Source organism: Streptomyces sp. AK010, from assembly GCF_014207295.1.
Classification (GTDB): Bacteria; Actinomycetota; Actinomycetes; order Streptomycetales; family Streptomycetaceae; genus Streptomyces; species Streptomyces massasporeus.
In genome coordinates this window covers 1-16,648 of sequence record NZ_JACHCX010000027.1, presented here as the reverse complement: position 1 = coordinate 16,648, position 16,648 = coordinate 1, and the positions used below count along the sequence as shown (strand labels likewise).

Sequence of the window (16,648 nt, the reverse complement as noted above, 5' to 3'; positions counted from 1 at the left end):
TGATGGGTGATATGCCCGATACATTTTCGTGACCTTACTCAAGAGCCTTGCCGATAGTGAGCGATCGAGGGGGATTGGTCGCGATTCATCCGCAATTGCGGGGGGCGTAGCAGTCCGTGATCATGCGGTCATGGAGGGCGACAAGAAGCCGTCGGTCGGTCGGCGGGAGCCCCGGCGCGGGGGCGATGTTCTCAGGGCGGCGGCGGGCTGTCAGTGGGGCGCCCTAGACTCGGAGAGCGATGAGCAGCCTCTTTGACGACAACTTCCTGGCGAACCTCCAGGCCCAGCGGGGCCCGGCCGACGAGCCCCCGCCGCCACCCGAGGACGATCACGTACCGGAGCCGATTCCGGACGATCTGTTCGGCGGGAAGTTCGACGCGCCCCCGGACCGGGACGCCTACTACCGCGACGGCGCCCCCCGCCCGGTGATCGACTCCGCCGCGCTGCTGGAAGGGCTGAACGACAACCAGCGCGCCGCCGTCGTCCACTCCGGCTCCCCCCTGCTCATCGTGGCCGGAGCCGGTTCCGGCAAGACCCGGGTGCTCACGCACCGCATCGCCCACCTGCTCGCCGAGCGGGACGTGCACCCGGGCCAGATCCTCGCGATCACCTTCACCAACAAGGCCGCCGGCGAGATGAAGGAACGCGTCGAGCAGCTCGTCGGCCCGCGCGCCAACGCCATGTGGGTCATGACCTTCCACAGCGCGTGCGTGCGCATCCTGCGCCGGGAGAGCAAGAAGCTCGGCTTCACCTCCTCCTTCTCGATCTACGACGCCGCCGACTCCAAGCGCCTGATGGCCCTGGTCTGCCGCGACCTGGACCTCGACCCCAAGCGCTTCCCGCCGAAGTCCTTCAGCGCCAAGATCAGCAACCTGAAGAACGAGCTGATCGACGAGGAGGACTTCGCCGCCCAGGCCACCGACGGCTTCGAGAAGACCCTCGCCCAGGCCTACGCCATGTACCAGTCGCGGCTGCGCGAGGCGAACGCCCTCGACTTCGACGACCTGATCATGACGACGGTCAACCTGCTGCGCGCCTTCCCGGACGTCGCCGAGCACTACCGCCGCCGCTTCCGCCATGTGCTGGTGGACGAGTACCAGGACACCAACCACGCCCAGTACGCCCTCGTCCGCGAGCTCGTCGGCACCTCCGAGCACCCCGTCGACGTCCCGCCCGAGGCGGAGGTCCCGCCCGCCGAGCTGTGCGTGGTGGGTGACGCCGACCAGTCGATCTACGCCTTCCGCGGCGCGACCATCCGCAACATCCTCCAGTTCGAGGAGGACTACCCGGACGCGACGACGATCCTGCTCGAGCAGAACTACCGCTCCACGCAGACGATCCTCAGCGCCGCCAACGCCGTCATCGAGCGCAACGAGTCCCGCCGCCCCAAGAACCTGTGGACCAACGCGGGCGCCGGTGCGCAGATCACCGGCTACGTCGCCGACACCGAGCACGACGAGGCGCAGTTCGTCGCCGAGGAGATAGACCGCCTCACCGACGCGGGCGACGCGAAGGCCGGCGACGTCGCGGTCTTCTACCGCACCAACGCCCAGTCCCGTGTCTTCGAAGAGATCTTCATCCGCGTCGGCCTGCCCTACAAGGTCGTCGGCGGCGTCCGCTTCTACGAGCGCAAGGAGGTCCGGGACGTCCTGGCCTACCTGCGCGTGCTCGCCAACCCCGAGGACTCGGTGCCGCTGCGCCGGATCCTCAACGTCCCCAAGCGGGGCATCGGCGACCGCGCCGAGGCGATGATCGACGCCCTGTCCCAGCGCGAGAAGATCAGCTTCCCGCAGGCGCTCAAGCGCGTCGACGAGGCGTACGGCATGGCCGCGCGCTCCACCAACGCCGTCAAGCGGTTCAACACGCTGATGGAGGACCTCCGCACCATCGTCGAGTCCGGCGCCGGACCGGCCACGGTGCTGGAGGCAGTCCTGGAGCGCACCGGCTACCTCGCCGAGCTCCAGGCCTCCACCGACCCGCAGGACGAGACCCGGATCGAGAACCTCCAGGAACTCGCCGCCGTCGCCATGGAGTTCGAGCAGGAGCGCGGTGAGGACGAGCAGGCCTCGCTGTCCGACTTCCTCGAGCAGGTCGCGCTGGTCGCGGACTCCGACCAGATCCCCGACGAGGAGGACGGCGACGGCGTCATCACCCTCATGACCCTGCACACCGCCAAGGGCCTTGAGTTCCCCGTCGTCTTCCTGACCGGCATGGAGGACGGCGTCTTCCCGCACATGCGTGCCCTCGGCCAGACAAAGGAGCTGGAGGAGGAGCGGCGCCTGGCCTACGTCGGCATCACCCGCGCGCGGGAGCGGCTCTACCTGACCCGGTCCACGCTGCGCAGCGCCTGGGGTCAGCCCTCGTACAACCCGCCCTCCCGGTTCCTGGAGGAGATCCCGCCGACCCACGTGGAGTGGAAGCGGACGGGAGCGACCACGCCCGCATCCTCCGGGCCGGTCTCGGCGGTGGCGGCCTCGCTGTCGTCGTCCCGCTCGCGCTCGTCGGCGTCGGGCGCCTCCGGGTTCGCCACGCGACGCACCTCCGAGAAGCCCGTGGTGTCACTGGCGGTCGGGGACCGGGTCACGCACGATCAGTTCGGACTCGGGACCGTCGTCGGAGTCAAGGGCACGGGCGGCAACGCCGAGGCGACGATCGACTTCGGCGACACCAAGCCGAAGCGGCTGCTCCTGCGGTACGCGCCGGTGGAGAAGCTGTAGCGCCCTGAGATGTGCCGGTGGGCCCCTGTCCGCTCGACGGACGGGGGTTGCCGGGACGTTACATCGGGTCGATGCCGTGGCTGCGCAGCCACGGGAGCGGGTCGATCGCCGAGCCGCCGCCCGGGCGCACCTCGAAGTGCAGGTGCGGGCCGGTGGAGTTGCCGGAGTTGCCGGAGCGCGCGATCGGATCGCCGGCCTTCACGGTCGTACCCGAGGGGACCGTGTAGGTGGAGAGGTGGCAGTACCACGTCTCCGTGCCGTCCTTCGCGGTCAGGATCAGCATGTTGCCGTACGCGCTGTTCCACTGCGTGCGGACGGTGCCGTCGGTCGCGGCCATCACGGTCGTGCCGTACGAGACGGGGAAGTCGATGCCGGTGTGCAGGGACATCCAGTTGATGCCGGACTGGCCGTAGGTGGCGCTGAGTCCGTGCCGCGCGACCGGCAGGGCGAACTTGGGGCGCATCCGCTCCTTGCGGGCCGCCTCCTCCGCCGCCCTCTTCTTCTCGGCCGCCTGCTGGGCCTTGAGGTCGATGCGCTCCTGCGTACGGCTGGCCCGGTCGGCGAAGTCGTCGGCGCCGGCGGACAGGCTCTGCAACTGCGTGTCCAGCTTGTTGTTGGCGGCGGCCGGCTTGACCGGCTGCACGTCCGCCGCGGTCGTCTGCGCCTCCGCGGCGCTGTCGTCGGAGAACGTGCCGACGGAGGCGGCGGCGATCCCGGCGACACCCATCACACAGGCCGAGGGCACCGCGATGGTCATCAGCGCCGAGCGCTTGGGGGGCGTACGGCGGCGGGAGCGGGACCCGGCGCGCGCGGCCGCCCGGGAGGACCGGGCCGGAGTGACGTCCTCCTGGCCGTCCAGCAGCGAGGCGACGACGGGCAGTTCGCCGGTGGCGGTCGGCTCACCGCCGTCCGCGGCGGGGTCACGGTAGTCCGTCCCGGCGGATTCGTCGTAGGTGACCTGGTCGAACGTCGCGGTCTCGAGCTGGTCGAACGGCGTGGTCTCGTGCTGGTCGAAGGTTTCGGCGGGGTGTTCGTACGCGTCGGGGGCCGACACGGCGGTGCCGTCGGAGTTCCACTGCGTCGCGTCGTAGGCGCCCGTGTCGAAGGTCTGCGTGCCCCACTCCCATTGCTGGGTGTGGTCGGCGGGGTTGCCGCCCTGGTCGGGCTGGAGCCAGGTGCCCGCGTCCCACTGCCCGGTGGCGTCGGGGGACGGGGCCTGGGAAGGGATGGCCGACATCGGCTGCTGCTCGGCCGTCCAGGACGTCGTGTCGTAGACGCCGGTGTCGTAGGCGGCGTGGTGCTGGGCCGCGTAGGCGTCGTAGTGCACGTTGTCGTGCGTGCCGGTGGGCCAGTGACCGGTGTCGTAGGTGCCCTCCTGGCCGCTGCCCGGCATGTCGCCGAAGAGGGGGTCGGTCGCGAAGCTCGCGGTGGCGTGCCCGGTGGCGTCGAAACCGGCACCATGGGTACCGGTGGCGTGGGCACCGGTGGCGTCAAAACCGGTGGCGGCGTACTCGCCGTAGGTGGTGAAGTCGCCGTACTGGGCTTCCTGCGTGCCGTACGACGCGTAGTGCGCGGAGGCGGCGTCGGAAGCCGGAGCCGGGGTCATGGTCCCCGACGGGTGACGGTCGTTCACCAACTTCTCTTTCGCCTCGACAACAGGGGCTGCCAGAGCAGTGCGGCGACTGTACCCGGCGGTACGCGGGCACGACAATCTTCGGCAGGTTTCGCGCGCGCAGGAAACGGGCATTCGGCCGTGTTTTGGCGGACGGCGGGCACGGGTTTGGCTCTGTGTTCGAAGTTTGTTCGAGCTTGATCGGTGCTGTGGTGCCGAGTGATCGCTGTATGACGAGTCTCAGGCGACTGTGAGACCGGCGCTGTGTTCGGTCGACGGTTCACCCGGCTGGGCCGTGTCGAGGACCTGCCGTATGCCGTTGGCGACGGCGGGGTGCACGGGCAGGGCGAGATGACCGATGCCGGTCACGCGCACGTTCTGCGCCATCAGGTCGGGATGGTCGATGCAGGCCGTCTCCGGCGGGTCCATCACATGGTCCAGGTCGCTCCAGAAGCCGACGAAGTGCGTACGGCAGTCAGGGGCGGGCAGAGTGAGCTCCTCGAGCACCGGTGAGCCGGGGCGCATCTGGCGCACGATGGGGTGCGCGTTCGCCACGGGCATCACTCGGGTCCCCGAGTGCGGCGTGCCGAGCGTGACAAGGGTCCGCACGCGTGCGTCGCCGCCGAGCCGCTGCACGTAGTAACGCGCTATCAGGCCGCCGAGACTGTGCCCGACGACATCGACCTGCCCGGCCCCCGTGCGCTCGCAGATCTCCTCGATACGACGGCCGAGCAGTTCGGCGGCGGCGCGTATGTCGCAGGTCAGCGGCGAGTAGTTGAGGGACTCGATCTGCTGCCTGCCGTGCTGGGCGAGGCTGCGGCGCAACAGGACGAAAACCGAGCGGTTGTCGATGAAGCCGTGCAGCAGCAGGACCGGAGGCTTGGCCTCCGTGGGCAGTTGGGCGGCGCCGTCCGCGGGCAGAGCCGGAACGGGAGCGCGCCGCTCCTGGGCGATGCCGGACGGATAGAGGAGGAGATGCCCGGCCAGGATCGCGATCTCCAGTGCGGTGGCCTTCAGGAGAGCCAGGGAGAGTCCCGCCAGCCTGCCCGGCAGCAGGCGCTCGCAGAGCGGAAGAAGGGGCAGAGCCGCCCTGGTGACCTTCATGGCCGACCTCCTGTCGGCACGCGGGAGGACGCCTTCGCCCCCCGTGTGCCCTCGTGGAAAGCAGCTGCGAAGACGGCCGGCGATGACCGCGAGAGCGGCGTGAGCCGCGTGAGCAGCGGGGGCAGGGCGCGGCGTGTGGCGGGCGTGACGCCGGTGGTGCGACGGAGGTCCCCGATCGGTGGGGTGACGAGGTTCCCCGCTGGTGCGCCGTGTCTGCCCTGCGTGCCCTGCGTGCGGTGCGTGCCCTGCGTGCGGTGCGTGCCCTGCGTGCCTTCGCCGAGGCGCCGTCCCACCGCGGTGTGTGGTGGATGCGGCGATACGACGGCCTCGGTGCCACTCCCCTTGCGCTTGTCCCATCGTGTGATTTCCCCCTCGCTATCCACCGCGAAACTGCCGGTTGCGGGATCCTGGAGATAACGTTCGTTCACTTGCCCGGACGATTCGGGGCGGGGTGTCCGTGCGGTGCGGCGTGTACGGCTTGCCCGATGTGTGCGGTACTTGTCGGTACGGATGGATGTAGTCGCTTCATGGAGGCAGTGATGGGTGTGGCAGCCGGTCCGATCCGCGTGGTGGTGGCCAAGCCGGGGCTCGACGGCCACGATCGCGGGGCCAAGGTGATCGCGCGGGCCCTGCGCGACGCCGGTATGGAGGTCATCTACACCGGCCTCCACCAGACTCCCGAGCAGATCGTCGACACCGCGATCCAGGAGGACGCCGACGCGATCGGGCTGTCCATCCTCTCCGGAGCGCACAACACGCTCTTCGCCGCGGTGATCGAACTGCTCAAGGAGCGGGACGCTGAGGACATCCTTGTCTTCGGCGGCGGGATCATCCCCGAGGCGGACATCCCCCTGCTGAAGGAGAAGGGCGTCGCGGAGATCTTCACCCCGGGCGCGACGACGGGGTCGATCGTGGACTGGGTCCGGACCAACGCCCGCCAGCCCGCGCAGGCGTAGGACTCCGGCGGTCCGGCCCGGGCCCCCTTGTCCGGCCGGGGCCGGTGCGCCCCCGGTTCGGCGGGGCGCGACGGCTGTTTCCCGAGGCCGCCCAGGTCGTCGGCGTGCTCCACAGCGGGCGGCTGCCGGGCGGCGCTTGGTTCCGGATGCCGTGTGGAGAGACTCGGGCAGCGGGTTGCGGCGCGCCTCGCCGAAGCCGCGGACTGGGGTCAGGCCCCTCCCAGCTCCTCGGTCATCGCCGCGCGCAGACGCAGGGTCGTGACCAGACGCTGGAAGGCCTCCGCCCAGTAGCCGCCGGCTCCCGGAGACGCGTTCTCCGGCTCGTCGGGCACGGCCAGCAGGGCGTCGAGCCGGGAGGCCTCGGACGGATCGAGGCAGCGCTCGGCCAGGCCCATCACTCCGCTGAAACTCCATGGATAACTCCCCGCGTCCCGAGCGATGTTGAGCGCGTCCACCACCGCCCGGCCGAGCGGCGCCGCCCACGGCACCGCGCACACTCCGAGCAGCTGGAAGGCCTCGGACAATCCGTGGGCGGCGATGAAGCCGGCCACCCACTCGGCACGTTCGGCGGCGCCCAGCGTGCCGAGTAGCTTGGCGCGTTCGGCCAGGGACACCGCTCCCGGGCCGCCCGCGTCCGGCGCCGACGGCTCGCCGAGCAGCGCCCGTGACCATTCGGCGTCCCGCTGGCGCACGGCCGCCCGGCACCACGCCGCGTGCAGTTCGCCCTGCCAGTCGTCCGCCACCGGCAGCGCCACGATCTCCCGGGGTGTGCGCCCGCCGAGCCGCCGCGGCCAGGTCGCGAGCGGGGCCGCCTCCACCAACTGACCGAGCCACCAGGACCGTTCCCCGCGCCCCGCGGGGGCCCTCGCCACGACGCCGTCGCGTTCCATGCCCGGATCGCACTCGTGCGGGGCCTCGACGGCGATCGTCGGAGCGCTCTTCGTGGCTCCCGCGGGTTCCGCGTCCTCGACGCCGGTCCCTCCGGGCTGCGCGGTCCGCATGTGGTCGATGGCCACACACGCCCCCGCCCTGACCGCCATCCGCGCGGCCAGCGCCGAACCGGGCAGGGTGGACAGCAGTTCCGCCGCGGTCGCCCGGACGTTGCGGCTGCGGTCGGCCAGGGACTGCTCCAGGAACGGCTCGTCGTCCGGGCCGAGGCCCGCGCGCAGGGAGTCGAGGAACATCAGCCGGTCCTCGGCCCGTTCCGTCGCCCAAGTCGTCGCGAGCAGGTCGCGGGCGGCGGCCGGTTCGCGGGAGCGCAGGGCGGACAGCAGGGCGACACGTTCGGCGAACAGGCCCTCCTGCCAGAGCTGCTGGACCCTCTCGTCGTCCTCCGGGTGCGGCAGGGCCGCTCCGCCGCCCGGGGTCGCGCGCAGGGCGAACCGCCAGTCCGGGTTCAGCCGGGCCAGCCACAGGGCACGCGGCCCCGCGAACTGCAGTGCCGCCGACCGCAGATCGGTACGGCCCCGGGCCGCGTCCAGCAGCGCCGGGAGCACCTGCGGAGGCGGTGCGAACCCACGGGCGTTCGCCACCGCGAGCCACTGCGGCAGCAGCTCCGTCAGATCGGGTGCGGCGCCCCGCCGGCCGCCGCCGGACGGGCCGGGACGGTCGGCCAGCAGCATCGCGAGTCTGCGGGCTGCGGCCGGGGGCAGGGCCGGACGCGACTCCTCCGGGGCAGGCTGCGGACGCTCTGCCGCCCGCGCCGGACGCCGACCGGCCCGGCGCCGTACGGTCTCCACGGCCGCCGCGTCCAGCAGGGCCGCGGGTGCGTCCCGACCCGGCGCGGTGCCCGGCGGAGTGCGGCGGTCGGTGCCCAGCAGCGCGGTGGTGACGAGCCCCTCCCAGACGTCCGCGCCGGGCGCGTCCACAGGAGCGGAGGTCCTGGTCATGAGGTTCCTTTCCGCGGGGCGCCCGGTGGTTGAAGGCTCGCCCTTATCGGTTGTCCCGTGATGCCTGAAAGATTCTTGGATCTGGGGGATGGGCGTGAGCGGTCGCAGCGCCCTGGGCGAGACCGGCGTCGGCTCAGACGTCGGCTCAGCACAGCGCGACCGTGTCACCCGGGCCCTCGGGCCAGGCGGTCAGCGGCGTGAAGCCCTGGTGGCCGTATTCGCCGAAGACTCTGACCGGGGCACCGCCCGACAGGGCGACGAGCCGCCACAGGCCCGGCCGGGAGCGCGCGGCGGGAGTGAGCGGCAGCGCCGCGTCCTCGTCGGCGTCCGCCAGCTGCCAGGAGTCTCCGTCCGGGGCCGGAACGACCCGGTCCAGCGTCACCGGGACGGACTCCAGCCACGGATCGTCGCGCAGGGCGTCGCCGTAACGGGCCGCCGCCTGGGACGTCGTCATCCCCGGCGGACGTATCACCGCCGGCGCGGGCGGGGCGAACTGCTCACCCAGGGCCACCCGCGGCTGCCCGGCACCCGGATACGCGGACACCTCCGCCTCCAGGGCCAGCCCCACCGGCAGCGCCAGTTCCGGGGCGCGGCCCGCGGCGCCATAGGAGAGGAGCAGGACAGTGCGGTGCGAGTCGGCGCCGTGCAGCCAGATCCGGCGGGTCGTCAGGCGCGGGTCCGTCGTGTCGTACTGGGCGAGGACCAGCCAGTGGTCGCGCAGCGGCGGGCCGTCCGCGGAGGCCGGGAGGCCCATGCGGGAACGGACCGTGGCCGCCAGGCCGTCCGGGAGCCGCTCGCGGCGCAGCCAGCCCTGACCGAGGAGATGCAGCAGTGCGCACTCCTCCAGCAGCCGCACCGGCCAGCCCGCGCCCGTGGACGGGATCGCCCCCAACTCCCGCACCCGGCCCGCCAGACCCTGGGCCTGGGCGTCGACCATGCGGGCCGCCGTCTCCTCCCAGAGGCCGTACCCCGACTGCTCCGCGGTCGCCAGGCCGCCGCGCAGCAGATCGGCCAGACGCTGCTCCAGCTCCACCGCGCCCGACGTGACCCGCTCGGCCCGGCGCTCCGCCCGGCGCCGCGCCGCCTCCGGATCAGCGGACCCGGACGGCGCACCGGAGACGTCCCCGGCCTTCTTCTCCACGCGCCTGCGCCGCCCCGCCGCCCACTCCTCGGCCCACTCCGGCGCCTGCCCCGGCGGCACGGCCGCGTCGGCGGCGGCCCAGAGCAGAAGCAGCCCGAGAGCGTGCTTGCACGGGAACTTGCGGCTCGGACAACTGCACTTGTACGCGGGGCCGGCGGCGTCCGCGATGTCCACGACCGTCTGATACGGCTTGCTTCCGCTGCCCTTGCACTGCCCCCACACCGTCCCCTCGTCGGAACTCCCCGCCTCGGACCACGGCCCTGCCGCGCCGAGTTTGCATCCCGCTTTGCGTGATGCGGCGTCAGGCGCCAGTGCCAGCACCTGGTCCGCGGTCCAGCGCACCCCCTGCTGAGTCATGCCATCGAAGGTAGATCCCGCCACTGACAATCGGGTCCGCGAGCGGCCTCGGCAGGGCGTTCTCGCAGGTCGGAACGCATTGTCAGTGGTGTGGTGCAACGTTGGTGCCAGATCCGAACCGGCCGAGCTGGAGGGGGACTTTGCCATGACTGTGTCCGTGGAGCCGACGTCCGTCGAAGCGGGGGAGACGGAAGCCGCCCAGGCGTTGCGACCGCACGCCGAGGACGCCTTCGCGCAGGAACTCGCCGCGCTGGCCGCCCAGGACGACCGGCCGCGCCCGGCCCGCTGGAAGCTGTCGCCGTGGGCCGTCGCGACCTACCTGCTCGGCGGCACGCTGTCGGACGGCACGGTGATCAGCCCCAAGTATGTCGGCCCCCGCCGCATCGTCGAGGTGGCCGTCACCACGCTCGCCACCGACCGCGCCCTGCTGCTGCTCGGCGTGCCGGGCACGGCGAAGACCTGGGTGTCCGAGCACCTGGCCGCGGCCGTCAGCGGCGACTCCACGCTGCTGGTGCAGGGCACCGCCGGCACCCCGGAAGAGGCCATCCGCTACGGCTGGAACTACGCGCAGCTGCTCGCCCACGGCCCGAGCCGCGACGCCCTCGTACCCAGCCCGGTGATGCGGGCCATGGCGGAGGGCATGACGGCCCGCGTCGAGGAGCTGACCCGGATCCCGGCCGACGTGCAGGACACGCTCATCACGATCCTGTCGGAGAAGACGCTGCCGATACCGGAGCTCGGCCAGGAGGTGCAGGCGGTCCGCGGCTTCAATCTGATCGCCACGGCCAATGACCGCGACCGCGGGGTCAACGACCTGTCCAGCGCCCTGCGCCGCCGCTTCAACACGGTGGTGCTGCCGCTGCCCGAGAGCCCCGAGGCCGAGGTCGACATCGTCTCGCGGCGCGTCGACCAGATCGGCCGCTCCCTCGACCTGCCGGCCGCGCCCGACGGGCTGGTCGAGATCCGCCGGGTCGTCACGGTCTTCCGCGAGCTGCGCGACGGGGTCACGGCCGACGGCCGGACGAAGCTGAAGTCGCCCAGCGGCACGCTGTCCACGGCCGAGGCGATCTCCGTCGTCACCAACGGGCTCGCCCTGGCGGCTCACTTCGGTGACGGCGTGCTGCGGGCGGGCGACGTCGCCGCGGGCATCCTCGGCGCGGTGGTCCGCGACCCGGCGGCGGACCGGGTCATCTGGCAGGAGTACCTGGAGACGGTGGTCCGCGAGCGGGACGGCTGGAAGGACTTCTACCGGGCCTGCCGTGAGGTGAGCGTGTGAGCGACACGGGGCCGGAGCCTCGGGAGGTGGGACGGTGGCCCCGAGCGGCGGTGGGACGGCGGTCGGCGGCTGGTTCGGGTGGGGACGTGCGGGACGGTAGGGGGATGAAGTGACCGGTGTGGGAAGCGTCGTGGGCCAGAGGCCCGGGGCGGGGCCGGTGCTGCTCGGGGTGCGGCATCACGGGCCCGGGTCGGCGCGGGCGGTGCGGGCGGCGCTGGAGGAGGTCCGGCCGCGGGTCGTGCTGATCGAAGGGCCGCCCGAGGCCGACGCCCTGATCCCGCTCGCCGCCGACGAGGAGATGCGGCCACCGGTCGCCCTGCTCGCCCACGCCGTGGACGAGCCCGGCCGCTCGGCGTTCTGGCCACTGGCCGGGTTCTCCCCGGAATGGGTCGCCCTCCACTGGGCCCTGGACCACGACGTCCCGGCCCGCTTCATCGACCTGCCGGCCACGCACACGCTGGCCTGGGGGAGCCAGGAGGACGCACAGGCGCCGGAGGGCGGACGCCCGCCGGACGCCGAGACGGCGACGGTGGAGGGAGACACCGGCCCCGGCCCGGCCGCCCTGTGGATCGATCCGCTCCGCGTGCTCGCCGAGACCGCCGGCTACGACGCCCCCGAGCGCTGGTGGGAGGACGTCGTGGAGCACCGGGGTGCGGAGGAGGGCGACGCGCTCGCGCCGTTCACCGCGCTGGAGGAGGCCATGGGCGCACTCCGGGAGACGTACGGCAGCGGCGGTCACGACCGGGACCTGGTGCGGGAGGCGTACATGCGGCTCCAGGTGCGGGCCGCGCAGCGGGAGTTCGACGACGCGGTGGTCGTCGTCTGCGGGGCCTGGCACGTGCCCGCACTGCGGCGGAAGTCCACGGTCGCCGCCGACAAGGCGCTGCTCAAGGGGCTGCCCAAGGTCAAGACGGACCTGACCTGGGTGCCGTGGACGCACCGGCGGTTGTCCCGGAGCAGCGGGTACGGGGCCGGCATCGACTCGCCCGGCTGGTACGGGCACCTGTTCAGCGCCCCCGATCGGCCGGTGGAGCGGTGGCTGACCAAGGTGGCGGGGCTGCTGCGCGCCGAGGACCGGATCGTCTCCTCCGCCCATGTCATCGAGGCGGTACGGCTGGCCGAGACCCTCGCCGCGATGCGCGGCCGTCCGCTGCCCGGCCTGAGCGAGACGACCGACGCGGTGCGGGCCGTGATGTGCGAGGGCTCGGACGTGCCGCTGAAACTGGTGCGGGACCGGCTGGTCGTGGGGGACGTACTGGGGGAGGTGCCGCCGTCGGCGCCGGCGGTGCCGTTGCAGCGGGACCTCACCCGGCTGCAACGCCGGCTGCGGCTGAAGCCGGAGGCGCTGGAAAGGGAGCTGGAGCTCGACCTGCGAAAGGAGAACGACGCCGACCGCAGCAGACTGCTGCACCGGCTGCGGCTGCTCGGCATCGCATGGGGCGAACCGGCCGCCTCGCGGGGCAGCACGGGCACGTTCCGGGAGACGTGGCGGCTGCGCTGGGAGCCCGAACTGTCCGTTCGGATCGCCGAGGCAGGAGTGTGGGGCACGACCGTGCTGTCCGCCGCGACAGCCAAGGCCGAGACGGACGCTGTCACCGCGCAGGGCCTCGCCGACGTCACCGCGCTCGCCGAGCACTGCCTCCTGGCCGAACTGCCCGGCGCGCTGCCGACGGTGATGCGGATCCTCACCGACCGGGCGGCCCTCGACACGAACGTCGGCCATCTCGCCCAGGCACTCCCGGCCCTGGTCCGATCCCTGCGCTACGGCGACGTGCGCGGCACGGACACCGGTGCCCTGGCAGCGGTCGCCGCGGGACTGGCCGAGCGGGTCTTCGTCGGGCTGCCCCCGGCCTGTGCCGCGCTCGACGCGGACGCCGCCGAGGAGATGCGACGCCATGTGGAGGCGGTGCACCAGGCCGTGGGCCTCCTGGGCGACGCGCCCGCGACGGGACACGGCCGACTGAGAGGCCGCTGGCAGTCGGTGCTGCGGGTGCTGTCCGGGCGGGACAGTGTGCCCGGGGCCATCCGGGGGCGGGCCGTGCGGCTCCTGCTCGACGACGGGGAGCTGGCCCATGACGAGGCGGCCCTGCTGATGGGACTCGTCCTGTCTCCGGGCACACCGCCGGCGGACGCGGCCGCGTGGATCGAGGGCTTCGTCGGAGGGGGCTCCGGCGGCGGGTTGCTTTTGGTGCACGACGAGCGGCTGCTCGGGCTGGTCGACGCGTGGCTGACCGGGGCTCCCGCCGAGGCCTTCACGGACGTACTGCCCCTGCTGCGGCGGACGTTCTCGGCGTATGAGCCCGGGGTGCGCCGGACCCTCGGTGAACTGGTCCGGCGTGGGCCGGGGGCCGCGGGTGGCGCGATCGCCGCCAACGCGGGGATACCCGGCTTCGCGGCCGACTTCGACCTGGAGCGTGCGGACGCCGTGCTCCCGGTCGTGCGGCTGCTGCTCGGGCTGGACGAAGTGGACGAGAACACGAACAACGACCTGGCGGGGGTGACGGGATGACGACCGTGGCACCGAGGGAGCGGACCACGACGCAGACGGCGGGGGGCACCGCGACGGGCGGACTCCGGGCGGAAGTACGGCCCGCGACGACCGTGCCGGTGATCCCGCTGTGGGAACGGCCTCGCGAAGGAGGACGGGGATGACGGCCGAGGTGACGGACCCGGCGCAGGAGCGGCTGCGGCGCTGGCGGCTCGTGCTCGGAGGGGACTCCGCGGACGGCACCGGCTGCGTGCTGTCGGGACGGGACGCGGCGATGGACGGGGCGCTCACCGCGCTCTACGGCAGAAAGGACGCCAGGTCACAGGGGGGCCGGGACCGTTCGGCGGGGCTCGGGGCGTCGGCGCCGTCGGTGGCGCGCTGGCTCGGGGACATCCGCACGTACTTCCCGTCCTCCGTCGTGCAGGTCATGCAGCGGGACGCCATCGACCGGCTCGGTCTCGCCACGCTGCTGCTGGAGCCGGAGATGCTCGAGGCGGTCGAGGCCGACGTGCATCTCGTCGGCACGCTGCTGTCGCTCGACAAGGCGATGCCGGAGACGACGAAGGAGACGGCCCGGGCCGTCGTGCGCAGGGTCGTCGAGGACCTGGAGAGGCGGCTGGCGACCCGCACCCGGGCCACCCTCACCGGCGCGCTGGACCGCAGCGCCCGGATCAACCGGACCCGCCACCACGACATCGACTGGAACCGCACCATCGCGGCCAACCTCAAGCACTACCTGCCCGAGTACCGAACGATCGTGCCGGAGCGGCTCATTGGGTACGGGCGGGCGAACCGGTCCACCAAGAAGGAGGTCATCCTCTGTATCGACCAGTCGGGATCCATGGCGGCATCGGTGGTGTACGCCTCGGTGTTCGGGGCGGTGCTCGCCTCGATGCGGACGATCTCCACGCGACTCGTCGTCTTCGACACGGCGGTCGTGGACCTCACGGACCAGCTGGACGACCCGGTCGACGTGCTGTTCGGCACGCAGCTCGGCGGTGGCACGGACATCAACCGGGCGCTCGCCTACTGCCAGTCGCAGATCACCCGGCCCGCGGAGACGGTGGTCGTGCTGATCAGCGACCTCTACGAAGGCGGCATCCGCAACGAGATGCTCAAGCGGGTCTCCGCGATGAAGACGGCGGGCGTGCAGTTCGTGACGCTGCTGGCCCTCTCGGACGAGGGGGCACCGGCGTACGACCGGGAGCACGCGGCGGCGCTCGCGGCGCTGGGGGCACCGGCCTTCGCCTGCACGCCCGATCTGTTCCCGGAGGTGATGGCGGCCGCGATCGAGAAGCGGCCGTTGCCGATACCGGACGCGGCGTGAAGGGCCTGTCGGGAGGGGGCAGATGACGCCGTGTCGACGTGCCGTCGTCCGACTTGGAGCTGCAAAACGGACATGACGGGCCATCGGTAAGCAAGGGCTTGCGCAACCTCCGCACTCCCGTGCGAGGATCGGCGCCTGCTCGGCCGTGCGTGCTGCCTGCCGGGCAGTACCGCTTCCGTCGCACGGGAGGAAGCTCCCTCTCTTGACCTGGTCAGCAGCTCTGCCCGATGCCGCGTTGCGCGCGCCGCACACAGCGGCCGGGCGGCGTGCGCTCCAAGTGGCGCTGCTGGTGGGTGGGTTGCTGGCCATCGGGCTGCTGTGCGGGGAGCGGGCGTATGCGGAGAGCGGCGTAGGGGCGCTGCGGGAGGGGCGGGGCGGGCAGGTCGTCGGCGGCGTTCACGTCCCGGGGGGTGCGCGGGACCGGCTCGGGCGCTCTGCCGGTGACATGGAGGACGCTGCGAGCGAGGGGGTGGCCGACGGCCGGGTGAAACCGCCGTCGCTGTCGCCACCACCGTTGTCGTCGCTGCCATCGTCCTCGCAGCCGCAGCCGCAGCCGCAGCCGCAGCCGCAGCCGCAGCCGCAGCCGCAGCCGCAGTCGCAGCCGCAGCCGCAGTCGCAGTCGTCCGAGCGGGCGTCGCACGCGGGGCGGCCGAAGCCGCCGGGGGAGCTGTCGCACCCGGCCCTGCCCAAGCCTTCGTCGCACCCTGTGCTGCCCGACCTCCCGGCTCTGCCGAACCGCTCGACTCTGCCCGACCTCCCCGTGCTGACCGACGCCCCGGCTCCGCCGAACCCTCCGGCTCTGCCGAACGCTCCGGCTCTGCCGAACGCTCCGGCTCTGCCGAACGCTCCGGCTCTGCCGAACGCTCCGGTTCCGCCGAGCCCCCCGACTCTGCCAAACCTCCCGGTTCCAGCCGCCTTGCCGACACCGCCCCCTTTGTCAGGGCTCCCGGCCTCACCCTTGCCAGGGCCCCCAGACGAACCCGCCCTGCCTGCACTGCCCACCTCGCCAATGCTCCCCGATACACCCGCCCTGCCGAGCCTGCCGAGCCTGCCCGGTCTTCCGGCCCTGCCCGCACTCCCGGGCAGCGACACCGCGCTCCCAGGCTCGCCTCCCCTCCCCGCTCTCCCCCTCCCCGCTCTCTCCCTCCCCGCTCTCTCCCTCCCCGCTCTCTCCCTCCCCGCTCTCTCCCTCCCCGCTCTCCCCCTCCCCGCCCCGGTCACGGCCGGCCCGCAGCCGGGTGGGGCGACGACGCCGGTGGTGGACGGGACCGGACCGTCGCGGCAGGTCGGGACACCGGGCTCCGCCGCCCACGGCAACGAGCACCACGCGGCACCCGTAGGCGGCCCGGTGGCTTCCGGCATTCACACGCACCACGTCAGACGCGCAGATGACACCGGCCACATCACCCACCCCGGGCCGTCCCCCCACCCCGGGCCGTCCCCCCACCCCGGAAAGCCCACCCGCGTCGGACCCACCCCGGCACATCACCCGCCCGGTGGTCGTCCCGACGGTGCGCTCGGCAACCGGTCCCTGGCCGACGGCGGCTCGTCGCGACACGGCCACGTCCACGCCGTCGCCCCGGGCCTGCGAGCGCCGCTGACGCTCGTAGCCGGGCTCGTGGCCCGTACCGACGCGGCCGATGCCCGGGGCAGCCACCAGGACATCCCCCTCTTCCCCGGCTAGTACCAAGGCCGTTCAGTTTGCGGTTGGGGGAGGTTGTCAAGGGCCTGCGGGTGCGAGGATTTCGATGCCGGTGGTGGCTTTGTAGCTGGTCCGGTCG

At 72.7% G+C, this 16,648-nt stretch carries 10 protein-coding genes; 5 read left to right on the top strand and 5 right to left on the bottom strand.

Translation table 11 applies throughout. The features are described from left to right. Nucleotides 1–239 precede the first annotated feature (239 nt). Nucleotides 240–2,717, top strand: coding sequence for a DNA helicase PcrA (gene pcrA, locus HDC93_RS34010; RefSeq protein ID WP_185014675.1), 2,478 nt, complete (start codon nt 240–242; stop codon nt 2,715–2,717). Nucleotides 2,718–2,775: 58 nt separating this feature from the next. Here pcrA and HDC93_RS34005 read toward each other — a convergent pair whose 3' ends face one another. Together HDC93_RS34005 and HDC93_RS34000 are read right to left on the bottom strand one after the other, a co-directional pair. Next, nucleotides 2,776–4,464 carry a M23 family metallopeptidase gene (locus tag HDC93_RS34005; RefSeq protein WP_185014674.1) on the bottom strand — a complete coding sequence of 563 codons (1,689 nt, stop codon included), beginning with the start codon at nt 4,462–4,464 and terminating at the stop codon, nt 2,776–2,778. A gap of 105 nt (nt 4,465–4,569) precedes the next feature. Beyond that, the gene (locus tag HDC93_RS34000; protein WP_185014673.1) at nt 4,570–5,433 is read right to left on the bottom strand and encodes a triacylglycerol lipase; all 864 of its coding nucleotides are present in this window, start codon (nt 5,431–5,433) and stop codon (nt 4,570–4,572) included. A gap of 539 nt (nt 5,434–5,972) precedes the next feature. On the opposite strand from HDC93_RS34000, the gene HDC93_RS33995 reads away from it, so the two are divergent. Then, on the top strand, nt 5,973–6,389 hold the full coding sequence (locus HDC93_RS33995; protein ID WP_185014672.1) for a cobalamin B12-binding domain-containing protein: 417 nt from the start codon (nt 5,973–5,975) through the stop codon (nt 6,387–6,389). Nucleotides 6,390–6,598: 209 nt separating this feature from the next. Here the strand turns inward: HDC93_RS33995 and HDC93_RS33990 are convergent, their stop codons facing one another. After that, nucleotides 6,599–8,278 (bottom strand): DUF5691 domain-containing protein, encoded by a 1,680-nt coding sequence (locus tag HDC93_RS33990; protein ID WP_185014671.1) that lies wholly within the window; start codon nt 8,276–8,278, stop codon nt 6,599–6,601. Between the two features lie 145 nt (nt 8,279–8,423). After that, nucleotides 8,424–9,776 carry an SWIM zinc finger family protein gene (locus HDC93_RS33985; protein WP_185014670.1) on the bottom strand — a complete coding sequence of 451 codons (1,353 nt, stop codon included), beginning with the start codon at nt 9,774–9,776 and terminating at the stop codon, nt 8,424–8,426. A gap of 145 nt (nt 9,777–9,921) precedes the next feature. Between HDC93_RS33985 and HDC93_RS33980 the strand changes: the two genes are divergently transcribed. From HDC93_RS33980 to HDC93_RS33970, 3 genes are all read left to right on the top strand, one after another. Continuing rightward, nucleotides 9,922–11,052 carry an AAA family ATPase gene (locus HDC93_RS33980; protein WP_185014669.1) on the top strand — a complete coding sequence of 377 codons (1,131 nt, stop codon included), beginning with the start codon at nt 9,922–9,924 and terminating at the stop codon, nt 11,050–11,052. Nucleotides 11,053–11,182: 130 nt separating this feature from the next. Beyond that, nucleotides 11,183–13,561 (top strand): DUF5682 family protein, encoded by a 2,379-nt coding sequence (locus HDC93_RS33975; RefSeq protein WP_185014668.1) that lies wholly within the window; start codon nt 11,183–11,185, stop codon nt 13,559–13,561. 139 nt (nt 13,562–13,700) lie between these two features. Then, a complete protein-coding gene (locus HDC93_RS33970; protein ID WP_185014667.1) occupies nt 13,701–14,867 on the top strand; it encodes a VWA domain-containing protein in 1,167 nt (388 codons plus the stop codon). A gap of 211 nt (nt 14,868–15,078) precedes the next feature. On the opposite strand, the gene HDC93_RS33965 is transcribed toward HDC93_RS33970, so the two are convergent. Beyond that, nucleotides 15,079–15,507, bottom strand: a complete 429-nt coding sequence (locus HDC93_RS33965; RefSeq protein ID WP_185014666.1) for a hypothetical protein — start codon at nt 15,505–15,507, stop codon at nt 15,079–15,081. Nucleotides 15,508–16,648 lie beyond the last annotated feature (1,141 nt).

Bases quoted from the DNA above. Each gene is read 5' to 3' on its own strand.
- pcrA (WP_185014675.1), top strand. From the start codon at position 240: ATGAGCAGCCTCTTTGACGACAACTTCCTGGCGAACCTCCAGGCCCAG.
- HDC93_RS34005 (WP_185014674.1), bottom strand. From the start codon at position 4,464: ATGCCCGTTTCCTGCGCGCGCGAAACCTGCCGAAGATTGTCGTGCCCG.
- HDC93_RS34000 (WP_185014673.1), bottom strand. From the start codon at position 5,433: ATGAAGGTCACCAGGGCGGCTCTGCCCCTTCTTCCGCTCTGCGAGCGC.
- HDC93_RS33995 (WP_185014672.1), top strand. From the start codon at position 5,973: ATGGGTGTGGCAGCCGGTCCGATCCGCGTGGTGGTGGCCAAGCCGGGG.
- HDC93_RS33990 (WP_185014671.1), bottom strand. From the start codon at position 8,278: ATGACCAGGACCTCCGCTCCTGTGGACGCGCCCGGCGCGGACGTCTGG.
- HDC93_RS33985 (WP_185014670.1), bottom strand. From the start codon at position 9,776: ATGACTCAGCAGGGGGTGCGCTGGACCGCGGACCAGGTGCTGGCACTG.
- HDC93_RS33980 (WP_185014669.1), top strand. From the start codon at position 9,922: ATGACTGTGTCCGTGGAGCCGACGTCCGTCGAAGCGGGGGAGACGGAA.
- HDC93_RS33970 (WP_185014667.1), top strand. From the start codon at position 13,701: ATGACGGCCGAGGTGACGGACCCGGCGCAGGAGCGGCTGCGGCGCTGG.